We start from the raw sequence: 24,896 nt of genomic DNA on the forward strand, positions 1-24,896 counted from the left end.
GGAGGCTACGGCCAGAAGCTGGCCGTAGCGGATTTGCCTAGACGTTGGCGCGGTTCATGCCCACCGTTAGGTTGCCAACGCTGGTTTGGCTCGAAATGCCATAGTCGGTATTGGCGGACGCGCCATTGGTATCGCGGTCATAGGTGGTGCCATTGAAGCTCAGTGACACGATAGCGCCCGAGACCGGATAAAGCGGGTCGGCGATATTGGTGATGTTGCGGAAACCGCGAACCAGGTTGGAGCTGATCAGCAGCGAACGCGCCGAACCATCGGCCGAGTAGCCGATACCCATCGGGCAGGACACGATCGTGTTGCCGACAGCCGCAAGGTTGATCGCCGCATCATTGGTGCCCAAGGTGATGGCGGCGCCTTGCGTGGCCGTGATCAGGTTTCCAGTCACGTTGGTCGAGTGCTCGACGCCGATGCCGCCGCCAGTGGTGGTCGGTGGTGTATAGCCCGGATCCGGGATGGCATTCTTCGTGATGTTGCGCACGATGTTGCCGCTGACCACGGTGAGGCTGGTAATGCCGTCACTGTAGAGGCCCGCATTGGCGATGGAGATGCCGCAACCTGCACCATCGATCACGTTGTCGGCGATAACGCAGCCATTGGTGTTCAAGCCCGACGTCGGCGCCTCCACGAAGATCGCGACTTCTCGGCTGGTTTTGCAGTAGTTGTTGACGACTGTCGTGTTCGACGTCGCGTTGAGGCGGATGGCCGAGTAGCGCACGTTGGAGATGGTGTTCTCGGCAACTTTGACGTTGCCCGCGCGGAATACCAGAATGGCATTGCCATATTGGCCAGTGCCGCCTGAGGCATTGTTGACGTTGTCGATGGTGTTGTTGCGCACGATCGACCCGTTGGCGGCGATGGAACTGGTCCACACGGCGATGCCGTTGTCGCCTAGCGTCGAGAGGTGGTTTCCTTCAATGTCGACGACGCTGTCGTTGGCGAAGATTCCGGTGACCGAGGCGCTGACGCGATTGTTGGCGATTCGACCCTTTGAGCCCCCCTCCGCGACGATACCGGCCGCGGTCGAATTGAGAACGGCGCTGTTCTCAATTGAGAAGTTGCTCGCGCCGGCATTGATGAACCGGACGAGGCCGCGCGTGCCCGACCCGGTCAAGGCCTGGTTGTTGCCATTGAAAATGATGCCGCGGATGGTGACGTCGGCAACGCCGTCGACCTGCAACAGATGCAGCGCCGAGCCGGACAGAGAGATGGTCACAGTGCCGGGTTCAGCAATCAGCTCCAGCGGCTTGCCGCCGCCGGTCGCTGCGGTTACGTCGAGAGCGCCGGTGCTATACGTGCCGGCTCGGAGGAATAGCGGCATGTTGGCCGTGCGGGCCGCATTGAGCACGGCTTGGAGGTTGGCTGCGAGCGACCATCCCGTACCGGGAGAACTGGCAGCGTTGATAGCAACAAGCGTGTCGTCTAGGCTCTTTTGATAAATTGCCATCCCATGGTCCTTAATGTCAGGGCTTGAAAACGCGCTGACACTAAGCCCGCTCAGAAGGACGGGGATAAGGAGCAGAAATTCTGGTCGGGCCCCTTAACCTTACCCAATCCAGAATCCCGCTCGCAGGTTTTTGCTCAAATCGCATCGACTTTAAACTCGTCTTTACCTTACCCGCTTAGTCTCAAACTCGTGTTGAGTACCTGCGTACGAGTGAGCTGATGAGTATCCGCGTATCCCGCCGGGCGCCCAAAGGTGCCGTCGCAATGGCTGGCCTGGTCGCCGCAGCCGTTGCCCTTTCCGGGTGTTCCAGCCTTGGTAGCCGGGCATTCAGCGACTCGACGACGACGAGCTCCGTGCCGCAATCGTCTCCCGCCAGTTTCAATCAACCCATGCCCTCTAGTCTGGGTGCCCCTCAGAACATGGTGGCCGAGGGCCAGTTCTTGCCGCCCGCCAATGTTGGCGGGAACTGGAACAGCCAGCCAGCGGGTCAGCCCGCTTGGAATCAGCCGGCGCAAACGGCTTACAGCCAGCCGATGGCGCCAATCGCTACGGGGGGCGCAATGCCTTCCGTGCAGTCCCAAGACCTTCCTGTACTGAGTTCTTCGTCCCAGGGATCCCTTCCAGCCATGCAAGCCCAGCCCTCATTTGCGTCGGCAGCCCCGATGCCATCGCCCGCTGCCCTCGGCAGCCTGCCCACAAATAGCTCCGTTCCCGCCCTGGCCTCGGTCACCGCGACCCCGGCTGCGGCGGGCGGCACCTTCAAGCACACCATCGCCAGCGGCGAGTCGCTCTATACCATCGCGCGCCGCTACGAGGTCACGACCCAGGCCATCGTCCAGGCCAACAATCTCAGCTCGCCTGACAAAATCGTTGTCGGCCAGTCGGTGATTATCCCGGGTCGCGCTGACCTCCTGGCGACCAAAGCGCCGACCACCCAGGTTGCGAGCACGACACCGATGGCAGCCCCGGCTCCCGCAGCGCAGACCCTCCCACAGGCAGCGCCCAACGCCCTGCAAACGGCCGCAGCGCCGGCTCCGCTGGCCGCGCCCGTCCAGGCAGCTCCTGCCCAGGCCGCGCCGACACAGGTCGCCAACGTCCCGGCCGCCGAGCCGGTCATGTCCGGTAGCGACAAGTTCCGGTGGCCCGTCAGCGGCCGCGTCCTGGTCGATTTCGCTTCGTCCAAGGGCACCGGCATCAATATCGAGGCCGCCGAAGGCGCAGCCGTGAAGGCGGCCGAGAACGGTACAGTGATCTATGTCGGCTCGGGTGTCGAAGGTTACGGCAACCTGGTGTTGATCCGTCACCCCAACGGCTACGTCTCGGCCTACGCCCACCTCGGTTCGATGAACGTCGCCAAGGGTGCCAATGTTGCCCGCGGCGATACCATCGGCGCGGCCGGCATGACCGGTTCGGTGAACAAGCCACAACTGCATTTCGAGCTGCGCAAAGGCGCGACGCCGGTCGATCCGGTGCCGCTGCTTGCAAGCTGATCACAGCGCAAACTACGAAGTGAGGCCCCCGCGAAAGCGGGGGTTTTGCTTTCGATCACTTGTCGGGCTGAACAGCAGGAATCGCTTGGCCCGCCAAGCTGTCTACCGCAATACTTGTTGGTCGATGATGGGATTCAACATGCGAGCTGGAATGAAAGCATGGCTTGCCGCCGTATCTTCCGCGGCCTTCTCAATTGCGGTTACAACTCCCGCATGGGCAAGCTGCGAAGCCTCCGACCTTTGGGGGGCAGACGACTTCCCGACCCCGGAAGTGGCTTCCACCGTAGACCGGCTGCATTTTCTGGCCCCGCAGTCCGCGGAAACGCCAAACTGCCCCTCTTTGAGCGAAGAATGTCGTCTTCCCGCTTATCTGGTGGCGGGTGACGAGGTTCTCATCACCGAGTTCGGATCGGAGGGACTGGCTTGCGCCCACTACATCTCTGCGACCGGCAAGGTCAGCAGCGGCTGGCTCGATAAATCAAAGCTGGCCGCTTACGGTGACGACTTCGTCGCGTTTGACAGCCCTGAAGCCTATGGCGAATGGGTCAACGCACTCTACGACAGCACCATCACCATCAGCCCCAGCGCCGAAGGCGAGGGGGCCTACGTCCTGGTAGAGGGTGACGCCTCGCGTGGCCCTCCGTCGTACAATATGGGAGCGTTTAGCGGCCCGGCCTACATGTCGGACAACAATCGGCTGGCTGGCTATGAGGACGACCACTATGGCGGCGAGGAGCCGGCAAGTGCGCCTCGAACGCCCATGGACAGCTGTCGTATTCGCTTCCGATTCGCCGGCCATTATCTTCATGTCGACGATAACAACCTGTGCGGTGGCCATGGCGTGACGTTTTCCGGCGTCTACGCCAAGACGCAGCCTTAAGCCGGCTTGCCCATCTCGCCGGCCAGCGTTCGAACCAACTGCACCGCCACGCGACCCGAGCGAGCGCCGCGAGTCGCCGCCCACTCGATCGCCCGCGCCCGCAATGTCTCGTCGTCGATTTCCAGCCCATAATGGTCCGCGTAGGCCCGGACCATGGTCAGGAAAGTCGGCTGATCGCAATTGTGGAAGCCGAGCCACAGTCCGAACCGGTCGGAGAGCGAAACCTTTTCTTCCACGGCCTCGCCCGGATTGATCGCTGTGGAGCGCTCATTCTCGATCATGTCGCGCGGCATCAGGTGCCGCCGGTTGGACGTCGCATAGAACAGCACGTTCTCCGGTCGTCCTTCGAGTCCGCCGTCCAGAATGGTCTTCAGCGACTTGTAGCTGGTCTCGCCGTTGTCAAAACTAAGGTCGTCGCAAAAGATGACGAACCGCGCGCCCTCACGGCCAATGCGACGCATCAGGGCAGGGAGGGTCTCCAGGTCCTCGCGTGCGATCTCGATGAGGATCAGGCGCTGGAAGCCTTCCGCCGTCGCCCGTTCAGCGATGTCGCCGTGGATTGCTTTGACCAGCGAACTCTTGCCCATGCCGCGCGCGCCCCAGAGCAGGGCGTTGTTGGCGCCGTGCCCGCGCGCGAACTGTTCTGTATTGCGCAGCAGTATGTCTTGCACGCGGTCGATACCCTTAAGCATGGCCAGAGGTACGCGGCTCACCGTCGCCACAGGCATCAACACCCCGGCATCGGCATCCCAATGGTAGGCCTCGGCCTCGCCAAGCACCGGAATCGATTTCTCGGCCTTTGGTGCCAAAGCCTTGAGCGATATGGCGATTTCCCCAAGATAAGCGGCGATTTCAGCGAGGTGGTCTTTGCTCTTCAAAACGGGTCGTCCTTCTCATCGGCGCGGCAATTTGCGGCCCCCTGAATGCCTTTGCAATCACGGGGGTGCAAATGTATAGTCCGCGCGATTTTGACTGGGGCGCAAGTGCAGCAAGCCCGATATGCGTCCAGTAGCGTCGCGCGCCGATGCTGGTTTCCCCGGCGCCATCCCTCAACAGACCAAGAAGAAACGAAGGAACTCGCCTCATGTTTGTAACGCCCGCTTTTGCCCAGGCAGCCGGCGCCCCCGCAGCGGGTGGCGGCATCACCGATATCTTCATCCAGCTGATGCCGATTCTTCTTCTGGTGGTGATTTTCTGGTTCCTGATCTTCCGTCCCCAGCAAAAGCGTCTGAAGGCCCAGCAGGCCATGCTCTCTGCCATCAAGCGTGGTGATACCGTGGTCACCACCGGCGGTATCGTCGGCAAGGTTACCAAGGCCGTCGATGGCGAAGACCTCGAGGTCGAGATTGCCACGGGCGTCAAGGTGAAGCTGGTGCGCGGCATGGTTGCTGACGTCCGCTCCAAGGGCGAGCCGGTGAACGACAACAAGCCTGCGTAAGCAGCATCCGTCTATGGCCGGAGCCCACGGGCTCCGGTTTTTTCCTTTCAGGACGTCCCTCTATGCAGTTCTCGCCGATCCGCACCGCCATCATCGCCATCGTTGCTCTCCTGGGCGTGCTCTTTGCCGTTCCGAGCTTCCTCCCGCAGAATGTGCGCGACGCCTGGCCCAGCTTCCTGCCGAAGCAGACAGTGGTGCTGGGGCTCGATCTGCAAGGCGGCTCGCATCTGCTGCTGCAGGTGAACGAAGACGGCATTGTTACCGAGCGTCTGCAGACCCTGCGTCGTGACGTTCGCAACACGCTGGCCAACCAGAATGGCATCGGCAATCTGATCACCACCGATGAGGCGACCCAGTCGCTTACCATCGAGCTGACCGACCCGACCCAGAAAGAAGCGGCCCGCACCGCCATCCAGGCACTGCAGAACACCGTCAGCAATTCGCTGATCTCGGTTGGCGGCGTGCAGGAACTGGCCTTTGGCGAAACGCCCGATGGCAAGCTGACCGTGAGCCTGACGCCCGAAGGTGTCACCGAGCGCATGTCCGCTTTGGTGGCCCAGTCTATCGAAGTTATCCGCAAGCGCGTTGACGAGCTGGGCACCACCGAGCCGTCTATCCAGCGCCAGGGTACCAACCGCGTGCTGGTGCAGGTCCCCGGATTCGGCGATAGCCAGCGCCTCAAGGACATCATTTCGCGCACGGCGCGCCTGACCTTCCACATGGTTTATCCCGGCATGAGTGCCGCCCAGGCGCAGGCCCAGGGCCTGCCCGCCGGCACCATGATCCTGCCTAGCCAGGATGGTGGCGAAGAGCTGCTGTATGAAGACGTCGCGCTCGGTGGCGAGTCGCTTGTCGACGCCCAGCCCAGCTATGACACACAGCGCGCCATGCCGGTCGTGAGCTTCCGCTTCGACACGCGCGGCGCCATCACCTTCGGCCAGATTACCTCGGCCAATGTCGGCCAGCGCTTCGCGATCGTGCTCGACAACACTGTCATCACCGCTCCGCAGATCCAGCAGCCAATCACCGGCGGCACGGGTCAGATCAGCGGCAGCTTCACCACCGCGACCGCCAATGACCTCGCCGTTCTGCTGCGCGCCGGCGCTCTCCCCGCGTCACTCGACGTCGTCGAGGAGCGCACCGTCGACGCCAGCCTTGGCGCGGACTCGATCCAGCACGGCCTGACCGCTGGTATCGTCGCCAGCGTGCTCGTCGTCGCCTTCATGGTCATCGCCTATGGCCTGTTCGGCGTCTTCGCCAATATCTCGCTGATCCTCAATATCGTGCTGATCTTCGGCGCGCTTTCCATGCTCGGCGCCACGCTGACCCTGCCGGGTATCGCGGGTATCGTGCTCACTATCGGCATGGCCGTGGACGCCAACGTGCTGATCTATGAGCGCATGCGAGAAGAGCAGAAGGCCGGCAAGTCACCTCTGCAGGCCATCAACGCCGGCTTCGAGCGTGCCTGGGGCACCATTATCGACTCACACCTGACCCAGCTGATCGCGGCTATCGTGCTCTACTTCCTGGGCTCGGGTCCGGTGCAGGGCTTCGCGGTGACGCTGGCGCTCGGCATTCTGACGTCGTTGTTCACGTCCTACACTGTCACGCTCTACTTCGTGGGCATGTGGTACCGGGCGCGCCGTCCCAAGACGCTCAAGATCCAGCATTTCCGCTTCATTCCGGACGGCACCAAAATTCCGTTCATGAAGATCAGCCGCTACGTGATCGCCTTCTCGATCATCGCCAGCTTGCTCTCGATCGGCTCGGCCTACTTCAAGGGCTTCAACCTCGGCATCGACTTTGTCGGCGGCACGGCCATCGTCATCCAGCACAACGATGGACCGGCCGATGTCGGCCAGGTTCGACAATTGCTCGACGGGCTCGAACTGGGCGAGGTGCAGGTGCAAGGCTTCGGCACGCCCGAAGACGTCTTGGTCCGCGTTCAGGCCCAGGAGGGCGGCCAGGACGCCGACCAGGCAGCCGTGGCCAAGGTTCGCGACGCTTTGGCGACCGAAAACTATACGGTCCGCAGCACCGAGGCCGTGAGCGGCACCGTGTCTGGCGAACTGGCGTGGAAGGGCACGATCGCTGTCATCATCGCGCTGGTGGCGATCCTGATCTACATCTGGTTCCGCTTCGAGTGGCAATTTGCCTTGGCGGCGATCGTCACGACCTCGCACGATATCATCATGACCATTGGCCTGTTCTCGATAACAGGGCTGGAGTTCAACCTGACATCGATCGCGGCCGTGCTGACGCTCGTCGGCCTGTCATTGAACGAAACCGTCGTCGTCTCGGATCGCGTTCGAGAGAACCTGCGCAAGCATCGAAAGATGCCGCTGCCCGAGCTGATCGACCTGTCGATCAATCAGACCATCGTGCGTACCACGATCACGCAGTTCACCGTGTTCCTTGCGCTTATCCCGTTGGTCCTGTTCGGTGGCGAGGTCATTCGCAGCTTCACCATCGCCATGACTTTTGGCTGTCTCGTGGGCATGTATTCCTCGATCATCGTCAACGGCCCGATCCTGATCAATTTTGGCCTGAAGGCGAAGTCGGAAAAGGATGATACGCCAGCAACCAAGACGGCGGACGGCGCCTCTGTCTGAGGCGGGCTAACGTGAACGACACCGGGTATTATCCGCAGCAGGTCGGCATCGACGCCTACGGCAATGGCGGTTTCCGCTTCGCCGAGATGTCGCATCGTGGATCGCTGCTGTGCCTGCCATCAGGCATGCACGCCTGGCCGGTGACGGTACCCGGCGAAGTGACGGCGGACACGCTTGCCGCCGTATTCGCCGCCGCCGACCAGATCGACGTGCTGCTGATCGGCCTGGGACACGATATCGCCGCCATCCCCCGCGACCTGCGGCAGGCATTGCGCGACCGCAAAGTCATCGTCGAGGCGGTTAGCACCGGCAGCGCCGTGCGCACCTACAACGTGCTGCTCGCCGAGCAGCGCGCGGTGGCCGCGGCGCTGATTGCGGTCGACAAGGTTCGCTGATGGCCGCCGAGAGCTTCGCCCACGCTGCCGAAGCCCTGCGCAAGGGTGACCGCGACCGCTATCTGTCCACGCTGGTTCTCACCGGCGCGCATCGCGATGCTGTGACGGCGCTCTATGCCTTCAACGCCGACGTCGCTTCCATCCGAGACCGCGTTTCCGATCCCGCACCCGGTGAAATCCGTCTGCAATGGTGGAATGATGCGCTCGCGGGGGAGGGGCACGGCGCCGTCCGCCAGAACCCGATCGCTGACGCGCTGCTGGCCACCATCGAGCGCTATGCCATTCCCAGCGGCACTCTGCTGAGGCTCATCGGCGCCCGCCGTTTCGACCTCTACGACGACCCTATGCCTGACCTCGAAAGCTTCGAAGGCTATGCCGGCGAGACCGTGTCGACGCTCTACCAACTCGCCGCAATGATCCTCAACGACGGCAAGCCGATCGAAACCGGCGACGCTGCCGGCCATCTCGGCGTTGCCCATGCAATGATAGGTCATATCAGGGCGTTCGGGCATTTCTCGGCCCAAGGCCGCATCATGTTGCCCTGGTCGATCTTCGAGGCCAATGGCGTCCGCGAGGGCGAAATTTTTTCCGGCTCTCAGAGCGAAGGCGTAGTCGAGGCCTTGGGCCAGATCGCCGAGCTTGCCAGCGATCACCTCACAAAAGCCGAGGCGGCCATCGCAGCCTTGCCGGGGCCGCTCAAACCGACCTTCGCGCCGATCTCTGTTCTCAAGGCGCAGTATCGCGGCCTGCTGCAGCGTAGTGCCGGCCCCTTTGCCACGCCAGCTGACGATGCCGATTGGCGCAAGATTGCTCGGCTGGCCTGGTGGACCTTCCGCAACCGCTAGAGGTGGTCGTTGCCGAACGCCACGAACTCGCCGTGCAGCAGGCCGACCCTTTGCCCCGCATAGTCTAGTTCCGACATCACGCTGATCCGCGCAATGCCTCGCCGCGCCAGCAAGCGGGTGAACGCGTTCCAGTCGGCTGTTGCGTCCAACCTGGCCGTCGCGGTGAACGCGCCGGCAACCGGTGCCAGATACTCCATCGAGTTACGTTGGATCACCACACGGCTGGGCAGCCCGGCGGCCGTCAGCCGCAGATGCAGCAGCGACCATGCCGCCAGGATCGCGACGGCCGAGGCGCTGCCGCCGAAAACCGTGTCGCGGTGATTGATATTTGGCCCGAGCGGCGCGCCGAGTACTACGTTGTCGTCGGTGATCGAAACCACCCGCACGTCCATCGCCCGCGATAGCGGGATGTGGTCATGCAGGTAGGTTTCGAGTTCCGACGGGGTCATGCCCAGGCTTTCAGGTCCTCAAGCGCGCGGGAGGTAATGGCACGGCGCTTGGCAATGGTCTTGTCGTTGCCACGCCAGCGTCCGGCACCCTCCGGCTTGACGATTGCCACCTCGGGGAACAGCCCGAAATTGACGTTCATCGGCTGGAAGCTGCGCGCACCACTATAGCCCTCGGCCTCGATATGACCACCGGTGATGTGGGCTACCAAAGCGCCAAGCGCCGTGGTGATCGGCGGCGTCGCCATCGTCTCGCCGCGCGCTTCAGCGGCCGCCAGGCGTCCGGTGATCAGGCCGACCGCAGCGCTCTCGACATAGCCTTCGACGCCGGTGACCTGCCCTGCGAAGCGGATGCGCGGATCGGCCCTGAGCTTGAGATCGGGCCCCAACACCTTGGGGGAGTTGAGGAACGTGTTGCGATGCAGTCCGCCAAGCCGCGCGAACTGCGCGTTCTCCAGCCCCGGGATCATGCGGAAAATCTCGGCCTGAATGCCGTAGCGCATCTTGGTCTGGAAACCGACCATGTTCCACAGCGTGCCCAGCGCATTGTCCTGCCGGAGCTGCACGATGGCGTAGCATTTGACGGTCGGATTGCGCGGATTGGTCAGGCCAACCGGCTTCATCGGGCCGTGCCGCAGCGTTTCCACACCGCGTTCGGCCATAACCTCGATGGGCAGGCAGCCGTCGAAATAGGGGACGTGCTCCCACTCCTTGAACTCGTGCAGAGGCGCGGCCTTCAGCGCTTCGACGAAGGCAAAGTACTGGTCCTTGTCCATCGGGCAGTTGAGATAATCCGCGCCCGTGCCGCCGGGGCCGGCCTTGTCGTAGCGCGACTGGGCCCAGACCACGTCCATGTTGATGCTGTCTTTGTGCACGATCGGCGCTATCGCGTCGAAGAAGGCCAGCGCATCCTCGCCGGTCTTGGCCAGGATAGCCTCGGCCAGCGCCGGTGAGGTCAGCGGCCCACTGGCGATGATCACATTGCGCCAGTCTTCGGGCGGCCAGCCGGCAATCTCCTCGCGGACTACGGTGATGTTCGGGTGATTGTGGATGGCCCGAGTCACTTCATCGGAAAAGCCATGCCGGTCCACCGCCAGCGCGCCACCGGCCGGCAGCTTGTGCAGGTCGGCCGCGCGCATGATCAGCGAGCCCTTGCGCCGCATTTCCTCGTGCAGCAGGCCCACGGCATTCTGCTCGTGGTCGTCGGACCGAAAGCTGTTGGAGCAGACCAGCTCGGCAAAGCTGTCGGTACTATGCGCATCGGTGGCTTTGACGCCGCGCATTTCATGGACGATTACACTGGCGCCAGCCTCGGCAGCCTGCCATGCGGCTTCGGAACCGGCGAGCCCGCCGCCGATAATATGAATTGGTTGGTTTTGCATGGCCGTCAGGTAGCAAGCACCGGCGGCAAGCGCAACAACTGTGGCGATCAGACTATCGCGCCATCCAAGAGGCGAGGATAAGTTGCCTAAGTTGTTGGCAGAATTTCATATGGCGAATTCTCAGGCAGAAAACAAAACACCCGCGTCTCAGAGAGAAGCGGGCGTTCGATTTGCACAATCTGAAAGATCAGCGGAGCAAATATTAGAGGCCGGCAGCATGGTCGCGCGCGATACGATTGATGTCGGTGCGCGAAATGCCCAGGTCGTTGAGCTGACGATTGTCGAGAGCGGCAAGCTCACGGACGGTCTGCTGATAAGCGGCCCACTTCTTGAAAGTCTTACGGATGTCCATTTGGTAGTCTCCTTTCGTTTACAAGGCTATATTTAGTTCAGTGCTTGCCAGATGAGCAGAGGGTCTTTGGTCAAACGAGCCATGCGGTCTACGCGGGGCTTTAACCAGTGTTGTTCATCTCTGGTTAAGCGATCGGGCAACGCCAAGGCCGCCGGATGGCGATCCGGCGGCCCCGCAAAACTCAAAACCCACTTCCATGCTCAGCGGTCGAAAAGCGACCGCGTCATCTTCGCAAAGTCGGGGCCGGAAATCCCCAATAAATCGGCATCGCGCGTCGAGGGAACGTCCATTTCCCGCAACGTCTGCTTGATGTCGATCAGGCGCTTGATGCGCCAGACAGCTCGCACAAACATCGACGTATTCCCTGGTGCTGGTATTACCACGCCCGGAACATGGTGTGATTTGAGCGGCAGCGCCATGCCGCATACGTCAACCGCATTATGCGCGGCGCGCATGGCAAATTTCACGGAACAGTCGCGAAGTGCGTCGCCGCACGATAATGGGGCCCTTTCGCACCCCACTCGATATCGCGAAATCCACGGCGCCAAGTGCTAGCAGACTGTTACCCCTGAAAGACGCAGAAGCAGCAAAGCCTGCTATTCAGCCGCGCGCGTAGCGAAGTGCGGACGCCTGGCCATCACTTCCTTGAGGAAGTGACCGGTATGTGAGCGCGGATTGGCCGCGACCTCTTCGGGTGTGCCCACCGCGACAATCTCGCCGCCACCGTCGCCGCCCTCCGGCCCCAGATCGATGACCCAGTCGGCCGTCTTGATGACTTCGAGATTGTGCTCAATGACGATGACGCTGTTGCCGCCATCGACCAGTTCGTGAAGAACCTCAAGCAGCTTGGCGACGTCGTGGAAGTGCAGGCCCGTGGTCGGCTCGTCCAGCATGTAGAGCGTGCGGCCAGTGGCGCGCTTTGAAAGTTCCTTGCTGAGCTTGACGCGCTGCGCCTCGCCGCCCGACAGCGTCGTGGCCGGCTGGCCGACCTTGACGTAGCCCAGCCCGACCCGTTGCAAAGTGGCAAACTTGTCGCGGATGACGGGCACAGCCGAGAAGAAGTCGACGCCCTCGTCAATGGTCATGTCCAAAATGTCTGAGATCGACTTGCCCTTGAACTGAACCTCAAGCGTCTCGCGGTTGTAGCGCTTGCCCTTGCAGACGTCGCAGGTGACGTAGACGTCGGGCAGGAAGTGCATCTCGATCTTGAGGACGCCGTCGCCCTCGCACTTCTCGCAGCGTCCGCCCTTGACGTTGAAGCTGAACCGACCCGGTCCGTAACCGCGCGTTTTCGCTTCCGGCAGGCCGGCGAACCATTCGCGCAACGGGGTAAAGGCACCGGTATAGGTGGCCGGGTTGGAGCGCGGCGTGCGGCCGATCGGCGACTGATCGATGTCGATGACCTTGTCGAGAAACTCGAGGCCGGTCAGGCTTTCATGCGGGGCAGGGACCACACGGGCGCCATTCAACCGGCGCGAGATTGCCTGATACATGGTGTCGATCATCAGCGTCGACTTGCCGCCGCCCGATACGCCGGTAATAGCGACGAACATGCCCAAGGGCACATCGACCGAGACATTCTTGAGATTGTTGCCGGTGGCGCCCTTGATGCTGAGTGCCTTGCCCGTCTTCCCCTCACGCCGCTCGGCCGGCATGGCAATGCCCATGCGGCCCGACAAGTACTTGCCGGTCAGCGAGTCCGGATGGTTGAGAATGACCTCCGGCGGTCCTTCGGCGACGATGTGGCCGCCATGCACGCCGGCGCCCGGGCCGATATCGACCACATAATCGGCCGTCATGATCGCGTCTTCGTCATGCTCGACCACGATCACCGTATTGCCAATGTCGCGCAGCCGCTGCAGCGTCTCGAGCAGGCGGGCATTGTCGCGTTGATGGAGGCCAATGGACGGTTCGTCCAGCACATAGAGCACACCGGTCAGGCCCGAACCGATCTGGCTGGCCAGACGGATACGCTGGCTTTCGCCACCCGACAGCGAGCCCGAATTGCGAGCCAGAGTCAGATAGTCGAGGCCGACATCGTTGAGGAAGTTCAGGCGTTCGCGAATTTCCTTGAGGATGCGCTCGCCGATCTGCTTCTGCGTCGGGTTGAGATGTTCGCTCAGATGCTCGAACCAATTTGAGGCCGAGCGGATCGACTTCTCGGTCACCTGGCCGATATGCAGGCCATCGATCTTGACCGCCAGCGTCTCAGGCTTCAGCCGATAGCCGCCGCAGGCGACACACGGCTTGGCCGACATGTATTTTTCGATTTCCTCGCGCATGCCGGCGCTTTCGGTTTCCTTGTAGCGGCGCTCAAGGTTGCCGATCACGCCTTCGAATGGCTTGGTCGTCTTGTACTGGCGCAGGCCATCGTCATAGACGAATTCCACCGGCGTCTTGCCGGTGCCATAGAGCACGGCGTGCTGCACCTCGAACGGCAGATCGCTCCAGGCCGTGCCTGTCGAGGCGCCGAACTGCTTCACCACCGCCTGCAAGGTCTGCAGGTAATAGGGTGCCGAGGTCTTGGACCAGGGCAGGATGGCCCCGTCGCGGATCGACATGGTCGCATCCGGCACGATCTGGTCCGGGTCGATCTTCTGCTCGGTGCCCAAGCCGTCGCAAACCGGGCAGGCGCCGAAGGGGTTGTTGAACGAGAACAGGCGCGGCTCGATCTCGGCGATGGTGAAGCCGGAGACCGGGCAGGCGAACTTTTCCGAGAACGTCACCTGACGCTGCGTGCCGTCCTCGTTCTTCTCGTCGGCGAATTCGACCAGGGCAATGCCATCGGCCAGCTTCAGCGCCGTCTCGAAACTCTCGGCTAGGCGGCCGGAAATATCGGGCCCGACCACGATGCGGTCCACCACGACTTCGATGTCATGCTTGATCTTCTTGTCGAGGGCAGGCGCATCCTCGATCTCGTGATACTGGCCATCGATCTTGACGCGCTGGAAGCCCTTGCGCATCAGGTCCGCCAGTTCCTTCTTGTACTCACCCTTGCGACCGCGCGCGATCGGCGCCAGCAGGTAGAGCCGCGTGTCGGCAGGCATTTCCAGCACCTTGTCGACCATCTGGCTGACGGTCTGGCTTTCGATCGGCAGGCCGGTGGCTGGCGAATAGGGAATACCGACGCGCGCAAAGAGCAGGCGCAGATAGTCGTAGATCTCCGTCACCGTGCCAACGGTAGAGCGCGGGTTACGCGACGTGGTCTTCTGCTCGATGGAAATGGCCGGCGACAGGCCCTCGATGTGCTCCACATCGGGCTTCTGCATCATTTCGAGGAACTGCCGGGCATAGGCCGACAGCGACTCCACGTAGCGGCGCTGCCCCTCGGCATAGATGGTGTCGAAGGCGAGCGAGGACTTGCCCGAGCCGGAGAGGCCGGTCATCACGATCAGGCTGTCGCGTGGCAGCTTGAGGTCGATGCCCTTGAGATTGTGCTCGCGGGCGCCGCGCACGATGATCTCACGGTTCTGGCTGGGCTTTGGCGTCATCATATCAGTCCATGGCTCGGTGCGCCAAACGGCAGCACGGCGGCAAAGTCGTAAACGGGCATGAGGTTAGGAAGACCAGACAGATAGGCGTAGGTACCTTCTGCCGCAAGCGGGGCAGGCGCATGGCCGCCCCGCGTACCAGTCACCTTAGCGTGTGGCGAGGGGCTTGCCAAAGCGGCAATCACTATCGTGAACATAAGCGGAACAATCGGGATTCGGTCAAGGCCCGACATGCTGCGTCACTCCGTGCCAGGCCGTAAAAAGCGCCACGACCACAAACAACGCGCCAGCGCCGCGGCCGATCCAGATCGTAACCTGGGGGTTACCGACCAGTGCGTCGCGGCCTTTTCCGGCGGCCAGCGCCAGTGCGCCGTAGATAAGAAACTGCATCGCGACGGTCATCACGCCCATGACCAGGGCCTGCGACCAGATCGGTCCATATTCGGGCTTGATGAATTGGGGAAACACCGCCAGCACGAACAGATAGGCCTTGGGATTGAGAAGGCAGGTGATCAGCCCCTGCCGGAACGCCACCCAGTCAGACCGGCTCTTGGCCTGGCCGATACTGTCCACCGTGATCGAGCTGCGCAGCAGGGTGTAGCCAATCCAGGCCATGTAGGCAGCGCCGACCAGGATCATGCCCTGGAACAGCATGGTGGGAAGCTGCGTCAGCACCCCGACCGCCAGCGCACCGAACAGCGTATGCACCGCTCCGCCCAACATGATTCCGCCAACGGCGGCAAAGCCGGTGCGGCGCCCTCCGGTCAGCGCATTGGCGATGACGAAGAACATGTCCATGCCCGGCACCACGATGATGCCGAACAACAGGACCAGATAGATCCATAAAGCTTCACTGTAACCCATCGCCCCGCCGCTTGCCTCCGCGCGAGGACGATGTCGGCCAACCCTGCTGACATCCTGTGTCAGCAGGGTTGGTGTTTTGCCCCACGGTCCAGGTCAACGGGCAAAGCGGTCGCGATAGGCCTGGGGACTGACGCCGACGCGGGGCGTGCTCGCATGCAAACCTCATGTGATGAGCGGCTTGTCTTGGTGGCGTGCTTTCGCCCGGACTAGGCGACAAGGTTGGAGGAGGCGAACTCCCGCCGGTCTTGACTGTGGCGATCGAGTGGAACATAATGAGAACAAATGTGCTGTTCACAACTCTGCCAAGGCCTCGGACGGAGCCCCTGCGGCGGAGTAGAGTGGCGGCCGCTATGTAAGTGAGCGTCCCGAGCGGCAGAGGCCCTCGGGACTGAATCGAAAGGAATGAGCGATGGCAGGCAGTGTGAACAAGGTCATCCTGGTCGGCAATCTCGGTGCGGATCCGGAAGTGCGCAATCTTCCCAGCGGGGGCAAGGTGGTGAACCTGTCGATCGCGACCTCGGAAAACTGGAAAGACAAGAATACCGGCGAACGCCGCGAGAAGACCGAGTGGCACCGTGTGGTGATCTTCTCGGAAGGTCTGGCCCGCGTGGCCGAGAGCTACCTTAAAAAGGGCAGCAAGGTTTATCTCGAAGGCCAGTTGCAGACGCGCAAGTGGCAGGACCAGTCCGGCCAGGACAAGTATTCCACCGAGATCGTGCTGCAGGGCTTCAACTCCAATATGACCCTGCTTGATGGTCGTGGCGAAGGCGGCGGTGCCGGCGATAGTGACGGCGGCTTCCGCGGCGTCGACAATGGCGGTGGTTTCCGCGGCGCCCGCGACAACAATGGCGGCGGCGGTGCCCAGCGCCCACGTGCCAACGCCCCGGCCTTCGAGCCCGGCGGCATGGACGACGATATCCCGTTCTAAGGAGCGGGACTATACGCTGACAAATGGGTCGCCTTGGCGGCCCATTTTTGTCGGGGGCAGGGTGCTCTCAGGCGGCGAAGGTGCGGCTGGTGGCGCGACCGGCGGCTTTGGCGGCGTAGAGGGCAATATCGGCGTGGCGGAACAGCTGTTCCGATGAGCCGCCGCGATAATGCGCTACCCCGACCGAGGCACCAAGGCTAAGCGTCTGGCCCAGGCGCGTGACCGGGCGGCGCATCACTCGCACGATCGTTTCGGCCAGATGTTCGACATCATCAGGTGATCCGGCGTCGTTGAGCAGGACAGCGAATTCGTCGCCGCCGATGCGGGCTACCAGTTCTGCACCGCTACAGCTTTCCAGCAATCGCAGGGCCGCTTCCTTGAGGCACTCGTCGCCCAGCGCGTGGCCATAGGTGTCGTTGACCTGCTTGAAGCCGTCGAGATCGACCAGCAGCAGCGCGTCGATGTTGCCGCGCCCCTCGTCCAGCGCAGCGAGCCGCGCCTGAAACAGGCTACGATTGGCGAGGCCGGTCATCACGTCGAATTCGGCGAGATAGCGGGTGCGATCGGCCAAGAGCTTTTCTTCGGTAATGTCCTGCTTCATGCCGAAAATGCGGTGCGCGAGGCCGTCGCGGCTCTCGACCGCTCCGGTCAGCCGCATCCATCGCCGCTTGCCTGATGTGGTGATGATCTCGCAGTTGAGGGCAAAGTCGGTGCAGGTGGCGATGGCCCTGGCGCGCGCCGCTTCCATCTCCAGGCGGGACTTTTCGGTGTAGAGCGCCAGCGTCATTTCGCGCGTGACCGGCGTGTTACGGGGGATCTCGAACAGATCATAGACGCCATTGGTCCAGATCAGGCTGCTGTCGCTGAGGTTGCACTGCCAGATGCCGATGCGTGCTGTCGCCGAGGCGCGGTCGAACAGGTTGCGCCGATGCTCTTCGAGCGCCGCATAGTCGGCGATAGCGCGGCTTTGTGACTCGATCTGCCGGCGCTGCTGAGTGATAGCGGCCCGCGCGAGGACCTCACCCGCCAGCGCGGCAAGAGTGGTAGCCATCATGGCGCTGCGGGGGCGTGGATCGAACAGGCTCAACAATTGCGCCGGACGATCGTCGTGGGCCGGTAGCACGATGCCGACATAGAAGCGCGGATACTGCCCAGCATCGGCAATGACCAGCGGCCTTCCCGCTGCAATGGCGCGAGCTTCGAGCGCCGCGAGATCTGCATCGGCCCCTGCTGCGGCAACGACGATCGATATGTCCGCGGCAATGCTGCTGAGTCGCGCGCCGGCAATGCCGAGCAGCGCACATAAACGCTGCAATCGCAGATCAATCGCCTCGTCCCGTCGCGTTTCGGCGGCGGGCGTCTGCAATGCGAAAGCTGCGGTCGCGGCGAGGCTGCGCAATTGGACGTTCCCGGATAGGCCGGGAAGGCTAGCGCGAGCTTGGTTAAGACTTCCTCAGCCACAGGCCGCTGAGATTGAAAACAATCAGCCGCGTTACTTGCTGAACGGCACTTCAGCGCGGAGGCTGTCGCCGCTGTCGACATAGACCACCTCGAACACCACGTTGATTGCCTCATTGCTGAGGGTGATTTGGGCGGAGATGTTGATGTCCTTGCCCTCTTCGTCTTCGTCGCGCTCGCGCAGGTTGAACACCAGGCCACCGCCGCGCTTCTGGCCGACGGCTATGCCGGTGAAAGTGGCGTTCGAGCTCATGGCGGCTTCGAAGCGCTTGTTGGCCTCCACATAGGCCATGGTGCCCGCAACCGACAGTTGAGTGCCTGCCAGCGTGCAGCGGCCGTTATAGTTGACCTTGTCCTGGTTGCCCTGCGTCAGCGCCAGACGGCAGACGACCGTCTCCGTATTCGCGCCGATCAATACGCCACGCCCGCGCCAGTCACCCAGATAGGACTGCAGCAGGGCGACGTCGGCAGGAGCGGCGAAGGCCGGAGCGCTGGCTGCGCCGGCCGAAACAAGCAGACCCGCCAGCGCGATCATGCGCGACAGGGGTGCGAAATAGGTCATTGCGGTAAGCCTCCAGTAAAATCTTGCCCCCCGGCAAATCCGATGCCGGAAACCGATACCTGCGGGCTTGCGCCGCCAGAATCATCTCCGGCCATGTAAGCGGGCGCCGCTTTTTCTCGCAAGCGACCGGCCATCACGTCGTCCCGGGATTGGGCTGGCCACCCTCGGTGCCGCCGTCGCCGGTAATGGTGTCGCCGGTCGGGTCATCGGGCGTCGCGTCATGGTCGGCAGTGCGCACTTTGATCTTGCCGAGCGGGTGGAAGAACTTGCCGCCCGCCGCCAGCAAGGCCGGCAGGATGAACAGGTCGCCGATAACGGCGAAGGCCAGTGTCGATACGAAGAGCGTGCCGAACAGCGCCACCTGGGGCAGGGCGGAGAAGGTGACGATCACCACGCCCGAACACAGGATGATCGTCGTCGCCACGATAGCGCCGCCGATACGGTCGAGCGTGTGCTTGACCGCCTCCATATGCGGCCGGCCTTCCTCTCGCCGCGAATGCAGATAATGCGATAGGAAATGCACCGTGTCGTCCACGGCAATACCGAAGGCGATGGTCAGCGCGATCACCGTGGTGAGTTGCAGACCCTGGCCACTGAAGTAGAGCCAGGCCTCGGTGCCGAGGACCGGAAACAGGTTGGGAATGGCCGAGGCCAGCGCCACGCGGAACGACTGGAAGGCAAAGCCGATCAGCGCCAGGTTGACCAGCACCGATACGGTTAGATCGAGCTGCAACCCGCTGACGATCTGGTCGGTCGCGAAGGTTGTGAGAATGCGGAAGCCGCCGATTTCGGCGTCGGTGATACCAGCCGCGTCCATCTCCCGGTTCACGTCGATGACCAACTGCTTGAGCGCCTCGGAATCGATGATGGTGGGCATGAAGCCTGTCACCAGCGCCTGCGAACCGTCATCGGTGATGAAGCGCTTGCGCATGAAGGGCCCGACAGCGTCGAACACCTCTTCGCGGGTGAAGCCGGTCTCGGTGTAATTGGTCATGCTCGCGGCCGAGATGACCTTGTTCTCACCTAGGTGCTTTTCAAGAATTTCGTGGACCGCGCGGACGGTCTCGAAATCCTTCGGACCCAGATTGGGATCATTCTCCGCCAGCGGCACGCGGATATAGAGCGGCGCCACGCCGCCGACGCCCTGGTCGATCTCCTCGGCCGCGGTGAGGGCGGTCGAGTCCTTGGCCACGAAATCCTCGAATGAGAAATGCGGCTTGATCAGGAAATAGGGGATGAACAGCAGGATGGTGACCGCGATCGCCAGGATCGAAACCTGGCGGCCGAAGCGGCTGGCAAAGAACCAGGCCAGCGGCAGCGGTGCGGTCAGCACGAGGCTGCTGCGCTTGGGCGCCTTGAAGCCCAGGCGCACGGCCGCCTTGAGCATCAGCGGCAGGAAGGTCATCAGGCACACGAACAGCAAGAACGTGCCGATCGAGCCGGCAATCGAGAATTCGCGGATACCCTGGCCCGGCGTCAGCGAGAGCGAAGCGAAGCTCACGAAAGTGGTCAGCATGGTCAGGGCGCTGGCTGGGCCGACCAGCTTAACCGTCGCGTCCACGGCCTTGTTGGGCTCCATGCCGTCGCGCCAATAGGCGAGCCAGTTGAAGATGAAGAACATCGCCTCGGCGAACGAAATCACCAGCACCAGCGTGGTGACGATGATGGTGAGGAACGAGAACGAGCCGAAGACCAGCAGGATCATACCCATCGACCACATCACCGCGAGGAACGGCGTGGCCGCCACCAGCAGGGCGCCCGTGAGCGAGCGCAGTGCCAACAGCGCAATGATCGACCCGAGCCCGAACCCCCAGACGGTGAACTTCACCTGGTCGTCGACTGCCGCATTGAGCATTTCCGAGGTCCAGATCGGCGGACCGGTGAGCTCGATGCTGATATTCTCGTCCTGATAGGGCGCGATCGTCTCGCGCAGGCTGGCGATCATGCGCTTGGTGCCGTCGCCCTTGGTCATTTCCTGATTGGGGAACATGATCAGCACCACGCCCGACAGGTCAGGCGTGATGAGGTTGCGCATCATCGGGTCGTTCTGCTGCAGGTCGGCCAGCGCGATGGCGACCTCGGCAAAATCGTCCATGCCCTCGGGCACCGCCGGTACGGTGGCGCCATTGCCATCCGGCTTGCGCAGCGTGAAGGGCGACATGGTGCCCACGGCGAACTCGTTGAGCTCAAGGTCGAAGGCCAGCTCACGAACGCGCTCCAGCGTCTCGGGCTCAGTCAGGCGCGGCGAATTGACCAGCACATAAATGTCGTTCTCGAAGGTGCCGAAGGTCTCCGACAGGTGTTCGTAGGCGTCGTAATATTCGCCCGAATGCGCATAGACGCGCAGCAGGTCGCCGTCGACATTGGCTCGAGGGATTTGCGTGAAGCAAAGGATCGAAAAGGCCAGCACGGCGATGGCGACGGCGCGAGGAAAGCGCAGCGTGGTGAGGCCGATATATTCAAGGCCGAAGCCAATGGAGCGGTCGTACGCAAAGCGCGCCCACAGACGATGGAAGAACGAACCAGAGGACACTGCGACCCGACTCCGCGAATACGGCGACAAGGTGGCGTGATTTCTGCGGGTTGGCGATAGTTACGTCAGGCGGCGCGGGGGTTTCCCCAAGGTTTGTTGCAATTGTGCTTGGGATTAGTGGCTCCGCACCGAAATGCGGAGCCACCACCATCAGGCAGTCAGAGCCGCGCGGTTTTCGGCAACGAAGTCGGCGAGGGCCATCGGTTTGCGACCGGAGAACTTTTCGACCGTATCGGTGACGACCGCGTGGAAGCCGTCGGCGGCGTCCCGGTCGAAGGCAACCATCACATCGGCCATGCCCTCAGGGAAGCCTGCGGCGACCATGCCCGCCCGCAATTCGGATGCGGTGAGCCCGATACGGGCAACTGGCTTGCCGCTGAACTGGGCAAACAGCGCCGCCAGTTCGGCCTGAGTCACGGCCGCGGGGCCGGTAACGTCATGTATCGTCTTGCCCTCGGCCGAGAGGAGCGCGCCCGCGGCAGTACGCGCGGTATCGGCGCGCGTCACGTAGCTGCGCCCCTTGCCGTCAGTGGCGTCGAACAGCTGCCCCGAGCCGATGGCCGACGGAGCGCCCAAGAGCGAAATCTCGGCATAGATGTGATTGCGCAGCAACGTGTAGTCGAGGCCCGATGCCGCAATGGCCTGTTCAGTCCAGTAGTGCTCCGGCGAAACGCCGCCGCCGGCATTGGGGCGCGGGGAGGGGGCCGAGGTATAGACGATGTGCTTCACCCCGGCTGCCTTGGCGGCATTGACCGCGTTGCGCTGCTGGTCGACGCGCTTGCCGATGGCATCCGTGCTGATTAGCAGCAGGCGGTCTACGCCGGCAAAGGCCGATGCGAGATTGGCATCGTCGAAATCCACCTTGCGCACCTCGACGCCACGCGCAGCCAGATCGGCGAGCTTGGACGGATCGCGCGTGCCGGCGATAACCTTGCTGGCACCCTTGGCCAACAGCTCTTCGACGGCCAGGCGGCCGAACTGGCCACCCGCACCGGTGACCAGCAGTGTTTGATCCCTGAATTGAGACATGGCTTACTCTCCTTGTTGTGCACCCGCCCTCCCTTGTGGCGCATGCCAATGGAGAGTAAGTATCGAATGGAGACTGCTATCTAGTCGCCCGCATCGCGGTGCGAAAGGAGGCACTTCAAACGCCAAACGTCACCTGGAAGTAACCACCATGCTCAACGCGATGCAGGAAGCCGACCGTTTCGTCACCAAGTGGAACGAGCAGGATGGGCCATTGCAGAATTGCCCGGTCCGAGGCGTGCTCGACAAGATCGGGGATAAGTGGAGCATGCTGCTGATCATGACCCTTGGCGCCGGCCCCAAGCGCTTCAACCAGCTTCGGCGCGACGTGCCCGACATCTCCCAGAAGATGCTGACGCAGACCCTGCGCGACCTGCAGCGCGACGGCATGGTCGCCCGCCGCGTCTTCGATACCAAGCCGCCGTCAGTGGAATACCGGCTGACGCCACTGGGCGAGTCGATCATCGTCCCTTTCGGCCACCTGATCCGCTGGGCCGACGACAATCACCCCCGCATCGATAGGGCGCGGGTGGAATTCGACAAGGCGGCGTAGATGCGGGGGACTGGACTTTGCTCCGAACCAGCCGCTCCACCAAAACTAGCTGACGCCAGGTTCCAGAATTGTCAGCGTAGCCGCCGCGCAGTCGATGCGGGCGTCGGTGCCGTAGGGCAGGGTGAGCATCGGCTGCGTATGCCCAAAATCGAGGCCGGCCAGCACCGGTAGATCATCAAGCCCAGCTTCTCGCAGTACTGCCACCGCCGCCGCCTCGATCGCTGCCTGATAGCCCGCATCACCACGCGGATCAGCCCGCGCTATCAGGAGCCCAGAAAGCCGACCCAGGATACCGGCCGCCGCATAGTTGCGCAGCCAGAAGCGCATGAAGCCCGGAGGTGGCGCCTCCTCGGATGTTTCGAGGAAGAGTATCGCGCCGTCCCACGCGCTGGCCTCCGGCCACCATGGCGTGCCCTTGACCATCTCCAGCACTTCGGCGCATCCGCCGAGCAGATGGCCGATCGCTGAACCGCTACCCTGCAGCACGCGCGGCCGCTCCGCCGGCAACATTTTTCGGCGTTGCGCCTGTAGCGCAGGGTCCGCCCAGCCCAAATGCTCGCTAGTCCACCCCGCGGTATTGGCCTCGATAGTGCCGATAGGTCCGGAGGAAAACAGCGCCTGCCGCACGCCCGCCACCGTGTAGTCATGCATGCCGCCATTCTCGCCGAAGCCGGCCATGATGCTGGGGCCATAGAACGAGGTCACACCGGCCGCATAGCAGGCGAGGTGCAGCGCGGTGGTGTCGGAAAATCCCAGGAACACCTTCGGATTGGCCCCGATGACATCAAGATCGAGATAGGGCAGCAGCCGGATGCAATCCTCGCCGCCGATCGTCGCGAAAACCCCGGCAATATCGGGATCGGCGAAGGCGGCCATCAGGTCCTCGGCCCGCGCTTGGGGATTGTCGGCAATCCAGTCCGCCGATGCCAGCGTATGCGCCATTTCGATCACGGTGACGCCAAATGCCTCTTCCAGCTGCCGCTTGCCCGCCTCGTAGCGATGCGGGAACGCGCCCGGACCGCCCCATGACGGTGACACTGTCGCGATCCGGTCTCCGGGCGAAAGTCGCTTAGGTCTGACGAGATTGGGCATCGGGCTGTGATCCGTTGGACCCCGGATCGGGCCGGGGCCAACGAGCAGTAGAGGGCGGTCGGTCGCCCGACAAGACTACGCCGCCTTGCGCCGCCGATCCGGCAACATGCGATCGATGGTGATGTTCCAACCTTCCACCATGCCGCAATTCATCCATTCGGTGACGCGGTCCTCCGTCAGGTGGTCGGCCAGCTGCACCCGGAACACCATCTCGGTGCCGGCGCCTACGGGCCTGAACAGCACCGTTACTAGCGGAGAATCTTCGAGCCGGTCCGGATCCAGATCGGGCCAACCGCCGACCGCGCCCCATGAGAACACCAGCTTTTCGGCCGGGACGATCTCGCGATAGATGCCGCCGGTGAAATATTGCTTCCCGGCATTCTCCACCATGAGCTGCCGCCAGGCGCCGCCGACGCGCAAGTCGACCGATAGCGGCTCGGTGACCAGATTGTTGGGATTGTAGAACCAGTCGAGGCTGGCCGGGTCGGTCCAGGCGTCGAACACCATTTCCGGCGGCGCATCGAACAGTCGGGTGAGCGTTAGGCCGCGACCCCGATCGTAGGTTGCCATAGCTATTCTCCTTCCTTGGCCTTTTTGGCCATCATGGTCTTGAGTTGGGCATCGAGCCGGTCGAAGCGCTCGCCGAAGAAGGCGCGATACTGGGCGATCCAGGCATCCGCAGCCTCGAGTGGCGCGACCTCCAGCCGGCAAGGCCGGAACTGCGCCGTCCGCTCCTTGACCACAAGCCCTGCCTCTTCGAGCACCTTGAGGTGCCGCGACACCGTTGGCAGGGTGGTCGCAAACGGCTCGGCGAGCTCATTGACCGTCGCCGGACCCAGAGCCAGCCGCGCCAGGATAGCGCGACGCGTTGGATCGGCGAGTGCGGCAAATGTCGACGTCAGTCCGTCGTCCATATTTGCATGCCTTAGTAATTACGTTAGTGCGCAACTAATGCGCATTCAGAGGAGGTGTCAAGGGGAGGGGGCGTTGCTCGCTGGAGACCGGCCTTGCCTCTCCACAGCCTTCGCGGCCCGAAATTAGCAATTCCCCCCGGAATCGCCTACATATCGGCTAGCAAAACCAACCAAGA

Annotated in this window: 23 protein-coding genes; 8 read left to right on the forward strand and 15 right to left on the reverse strand. The window is 62.7% G+C overall.

Annotation, left to right across the window (positions count from 1 at the left end):
• Positions 1-37: 37 nt before the first annotated feature.
• Entirely contained in the window at positions 38-1,459 is a 1,422-nt protein-coding gene (locus tag MF606_RS08500; RefSeq protein WP_240233367.1) for a TIGR03808 family TAT-translocated repetitive protein, read from the reverse strand.
• 662 nt (positions 1,460-2,121) lie between these two features.
• Here MF606_RS08500 and MF606_RS08505 point away from each other — a divergent pair.
• Both MF606_RS08505 and MF606_RS08510 read left to right on the forward strand, forming a co-directional pair.
• Positions 2,122-2,949 (forward strand): M23 family metallopeptidase, encoded by an 828-nt coding sequence (locus MF606_RS08505; protein WP_240233368.1) that lies wholly within the window; start codon positions 2,122-2,124, stop codon positions 2,947-2,949.
• 85 nt (positions 2,950-3,034) lie between these two features.
• Complete coding sequence (locus MF606_RS08510) at positions 3,035-3,829, forward strand: hypothetical protein (RefSeq protein WP_240233369.1); 795 nt, start codon at positions 3,035-3,037, stop codon at positions 3,827-3,829.
• On the opposite strand, the gene MF606_RS08515 is transcribed toward MF606_RS08510, so the two are convergent.
• Positions 3,826-4,707 carry an ATP-binding protein gene (locus MF606_RS08515; RefSeq protein ID WP_240233370.1) on the reverse strand — a complete coding sequence of 294 codons (882 nt, stop codon included), beginning with the start codon at positions 4,705-4,707 and terminating at the stop codon, positions 3,826-3,828. The genes MF606_RS08510 and MF606_RS08515 overlap by 4 nt on opposite strands.
• A gap of 206 nt (positions 4,708-4,913) precedes the next feature.
• Here MF606_RS08515 and yajC point away from each other — a divergent pair, with 206 nt between their 5' ends.
• The 4 genes from yajC to MF606_RS08535 all read left to right on the forward strand — a co-directional run bounded on the left by yajC (position 4,914) and on the right by MF606_RS08535 (position 9,119).
• A complete protein-coding gene (yajC, locus tag MF606_RS08520; protein ID WP_240233371.1) occupies positions 4,914-5,267 on the forward strand; it encodes a preprotein translocase subunit YajC in 354 nt (117 codons plus the stop codon).
• A 62-nt stretch (positions 5,268-5,329) separates the two neighbouring features.
• A complete protein-coding gene (gene secD, locus MF606_RS08525) occupies positions 5,330-7,879 on the forward strand; it encodes a protein translocase subunit SecD (RefSeq protein WP_240233372.1) in 2,550 nt (849 codons plus the stop codon).
• Between the two features lie 11 nt (positions 7,880-7,890).
• Positions 7,891-8,274: an Mth938-like domain-containing protein gene (locus MF606_RS08530; protein ID WP_240233373.1), complete on the forward strand. Its 384-nt coding sequence runs from the start codon at positions 7,891-7,893 to the stop codon at positions 8,272-8,274.
• A complete protein-coding gene (locus tag MF606_RS08535) occupies positions 8,274-9,119 on the forward strand; it encodes a phytoene/squalene synthase family protein (RefSeq protein WP_240233374.1) in 846 nt (281 codons plus the stop codon). The genes MF606_RS08530 and MF606_RS08535 overlap by 1 nt, the downstream gene beginning before the upstream one ends.
• Here the strand turns inward: MF606_RS08535 and MF606_RS08540 are convergent.
• From MF606_RS08540 to MF606_RS08565, 6 genes are all read right to left on the reverse strand, one after another.
• The gene (locus MF606_RS08540) at positions 9,116-9,568 is read right to left on the reverse strand and encodes a YiiD C-terminal domain-containing protein (RefSeq protein ID WP_240233375.1); all 453 of its coding nucleotides are present in this window, start codon (positions 9,566-9,568) and stop codon (positions 9,116-9,118) included. The genes MF606_RS08535 and MF606_RS08540 overlap by 4 nt on opposite strands.
• Complete coding sequence (gene trmFO, locus MF606_RS08545; RefSeq protein ID WP_240233376.1) at positions 9,565-10,947, reverse strand: methylenetetrahydrofolate--tRNA-(uracil(54)-C(5))-methyltransferase (FADH(2)-oxidizing) TrmFO; 1,383 nt, start codon at positions 10,945-10,947, stop codon at positions 9,565-9,567. The genes MF606_RS08540 and trmFO overlap by 4 nt, the downstream gene beginning before the upstream one ends.
• 202 nt (positions 10,948-11,149) lie before the next feature.
• Positions 11,150-11,299: a DUF1127 domain-containing protein gene (locus tag MF606_RS08550; protein WP_074797262.1), complete on the reverse strand. Its 150-nt coding sequence runs from the start codon at positions 11,297-11,299 to the stop codon at positions 11,150-11,152.
• A gap of 200 nt (positions 11,300-11,499) precedes the next feature.
• The gene (locus tag MF606_RS08555; protein WP_240233377.1) at positions 11,500-11,766 is read right to left on the reverse strand and encodes a hypothetical protein; all 267 of its coding nucleotides are present in this window, start codon (positions 11,764-11,766) and stop codon (positions 11,500-11,502) included.
• Between the two features lie 129 nt (positions 11,767-11,895).
• A complete protein-coding gene (gene uvrA / locus MF606_RS08560) occupies positions 11,896-14,793 on the reverse strand; it encodes an excinuclease ABC subunit UvrA (RefSeq protein WP_240233378.1) in 2,898 nt (965 codons plus the stop codon).
• 216 nt (positions 14,794-15,009) lie between these two features.
• The gene (locus MF606_RS08565; RefSeq protein ID WP_240233379.1) at positions 15,010-15,654 is read right to left on the reverse strand and encodes a LysE family translocator; all 645 of its coding nucleotides are present in this window, start codon (positions 15,652-15,654) and stop codon (positions 15,010-15,012) included.
• A gap of 409 nt (positions 15,655-16,063) precedes the next feature.
• Between MF606_RS08565 and ssb the strand changes: the two genes are divergently transcribed.
• A complete protein-coding gene (gene ssb, locus MF606_RS08570; protein WP_240233380.1) occupies positions 16,064-16,582 on the forward strand; it encodes a single-stranded DNA-binding protein in 519 nt (172 codons plus the stop codon).
• A gap of 67 nt (positions 16,583-16,649) precedes the next feature.
• Here ssb and MF606_RS08575 read toward each other — a convergent pair whose 3' ends face one another.
• From MF606_RS08575 to MF606_RS08590, 4 genes are all read right to left on the reverse strand, one after another.
• Entirely contained in the window at positions 16,650-17,981 is a 1,332-nt protein-coding gene (locus MF606_RS08575) for a GGDEF domain-containing protein (RefSeq protein WP_240233381.1), read from the reverse strand.
• Between the two features lie 93 nt (positions 17,982-18,074).
• A complete protein-coding gene (locus MF606_RS08580) occupies positions 18,075-18,602 on the reverse strand; it encodes a hypothetical protein (RefSeq protein WP_240233382.1) in 528 nt (175 codons plus the stop codon).
• Positions 18,603-18,735: 133 nt separating this feature from the next.
• Entirely contained in the window at positions 18,736-21,135 is a 2,400-nt protein-coding gene (locus tag MF606_RS08585) for an efflux RND transporter permease subunit (protein ID WP_240233383.1), read from the reverse strand.
• A gap of 150 nt (positions 21,136-21,285) precedes the next feature.
• The gene (locus MF606_RS08590; RefSeq protein ID WP_240233384.1) at positions 21,286-22,164 is read right to left on the reverse strand and encodes an SDR family oxidoreductase; all 879 of its coding nucleotides are present in this window, start codon (positions 22,162-22,164) and stop codon (positions 21,286-21,288) included.
• A gap of 148 nt (positions 22,165-22,312) precedes the next feature.
• On the opposite strand from MF606_RS08590, the gene MF606_RS08595 reads away from it, so the two are divergent.
• The gene (locus tag MF606_RS08595; RefSeq protein WP_420842246.1) at positions 22,313-22,714 is read left to right on the forward strand and encodes a winged helix-turn-helix transcriptional regulator; all 402 of its coding nucleotides are present in this window, start codon (positions 22,313-22,315) and stop codon (positions 22,712-22,714) included.
• A 45-nt stretch (positions 22,715-22,759) separates the two neighbouring features.
• Here MF606_RS08595 and MF606_RS08600 read toward each other — a convergent pair whose 3' ends face one another.
• The 3 genes from MF606_RS08600 to MF606_RS08610 form a co-directional block, all read right to left on the reverse strand.
• Positions 22,760-23,752, reverse strand: coding sequence for a S66 family peptidase (locus tag MF606_RS08600; protein WP_240233385.1), 993 nt, complete (start codon positions 23,750-23,752; stop codon positions 22,760-22,762).
• A 129-nt stretch (positions 23,753-23,881) separates the two neighbouring features.
• Complete coding sequence (locus MF606_RS08605; RefSeq protein WP_240233386.1) at positions 23,882-24,376, reverse strand: SRPBCC family protein; 495 nt, start codon at positions 24,374-24,376, stop codon at positions 23,882-23,884.
• A 2-nt stretch (positions 24,377-24,378) separates the two neighbouring features.
• Positions 24,379-24,720 (reverse strand): ArsR/SmtB family transcription factor, encoded by a 342-nt coding sequence (locus MF606_RS08610; protein ID WP_240233387.1) that lies wholly within the window; start codon positions 24,718-24,720, stop codon positions 24,379-24,381.
• Between the last annotated feature and the right edge of the window lie 176 nt (positions 24,721-24,896).

This window comes from Devosia lacusdianchii (assembly GCF_022429625.1).
GTDB lineage: Bacteria > Pseudomonadota > Alphaproteobacteria > Rhizobiales > Devosiaceae > Devosia > Devosia lacusdianchii.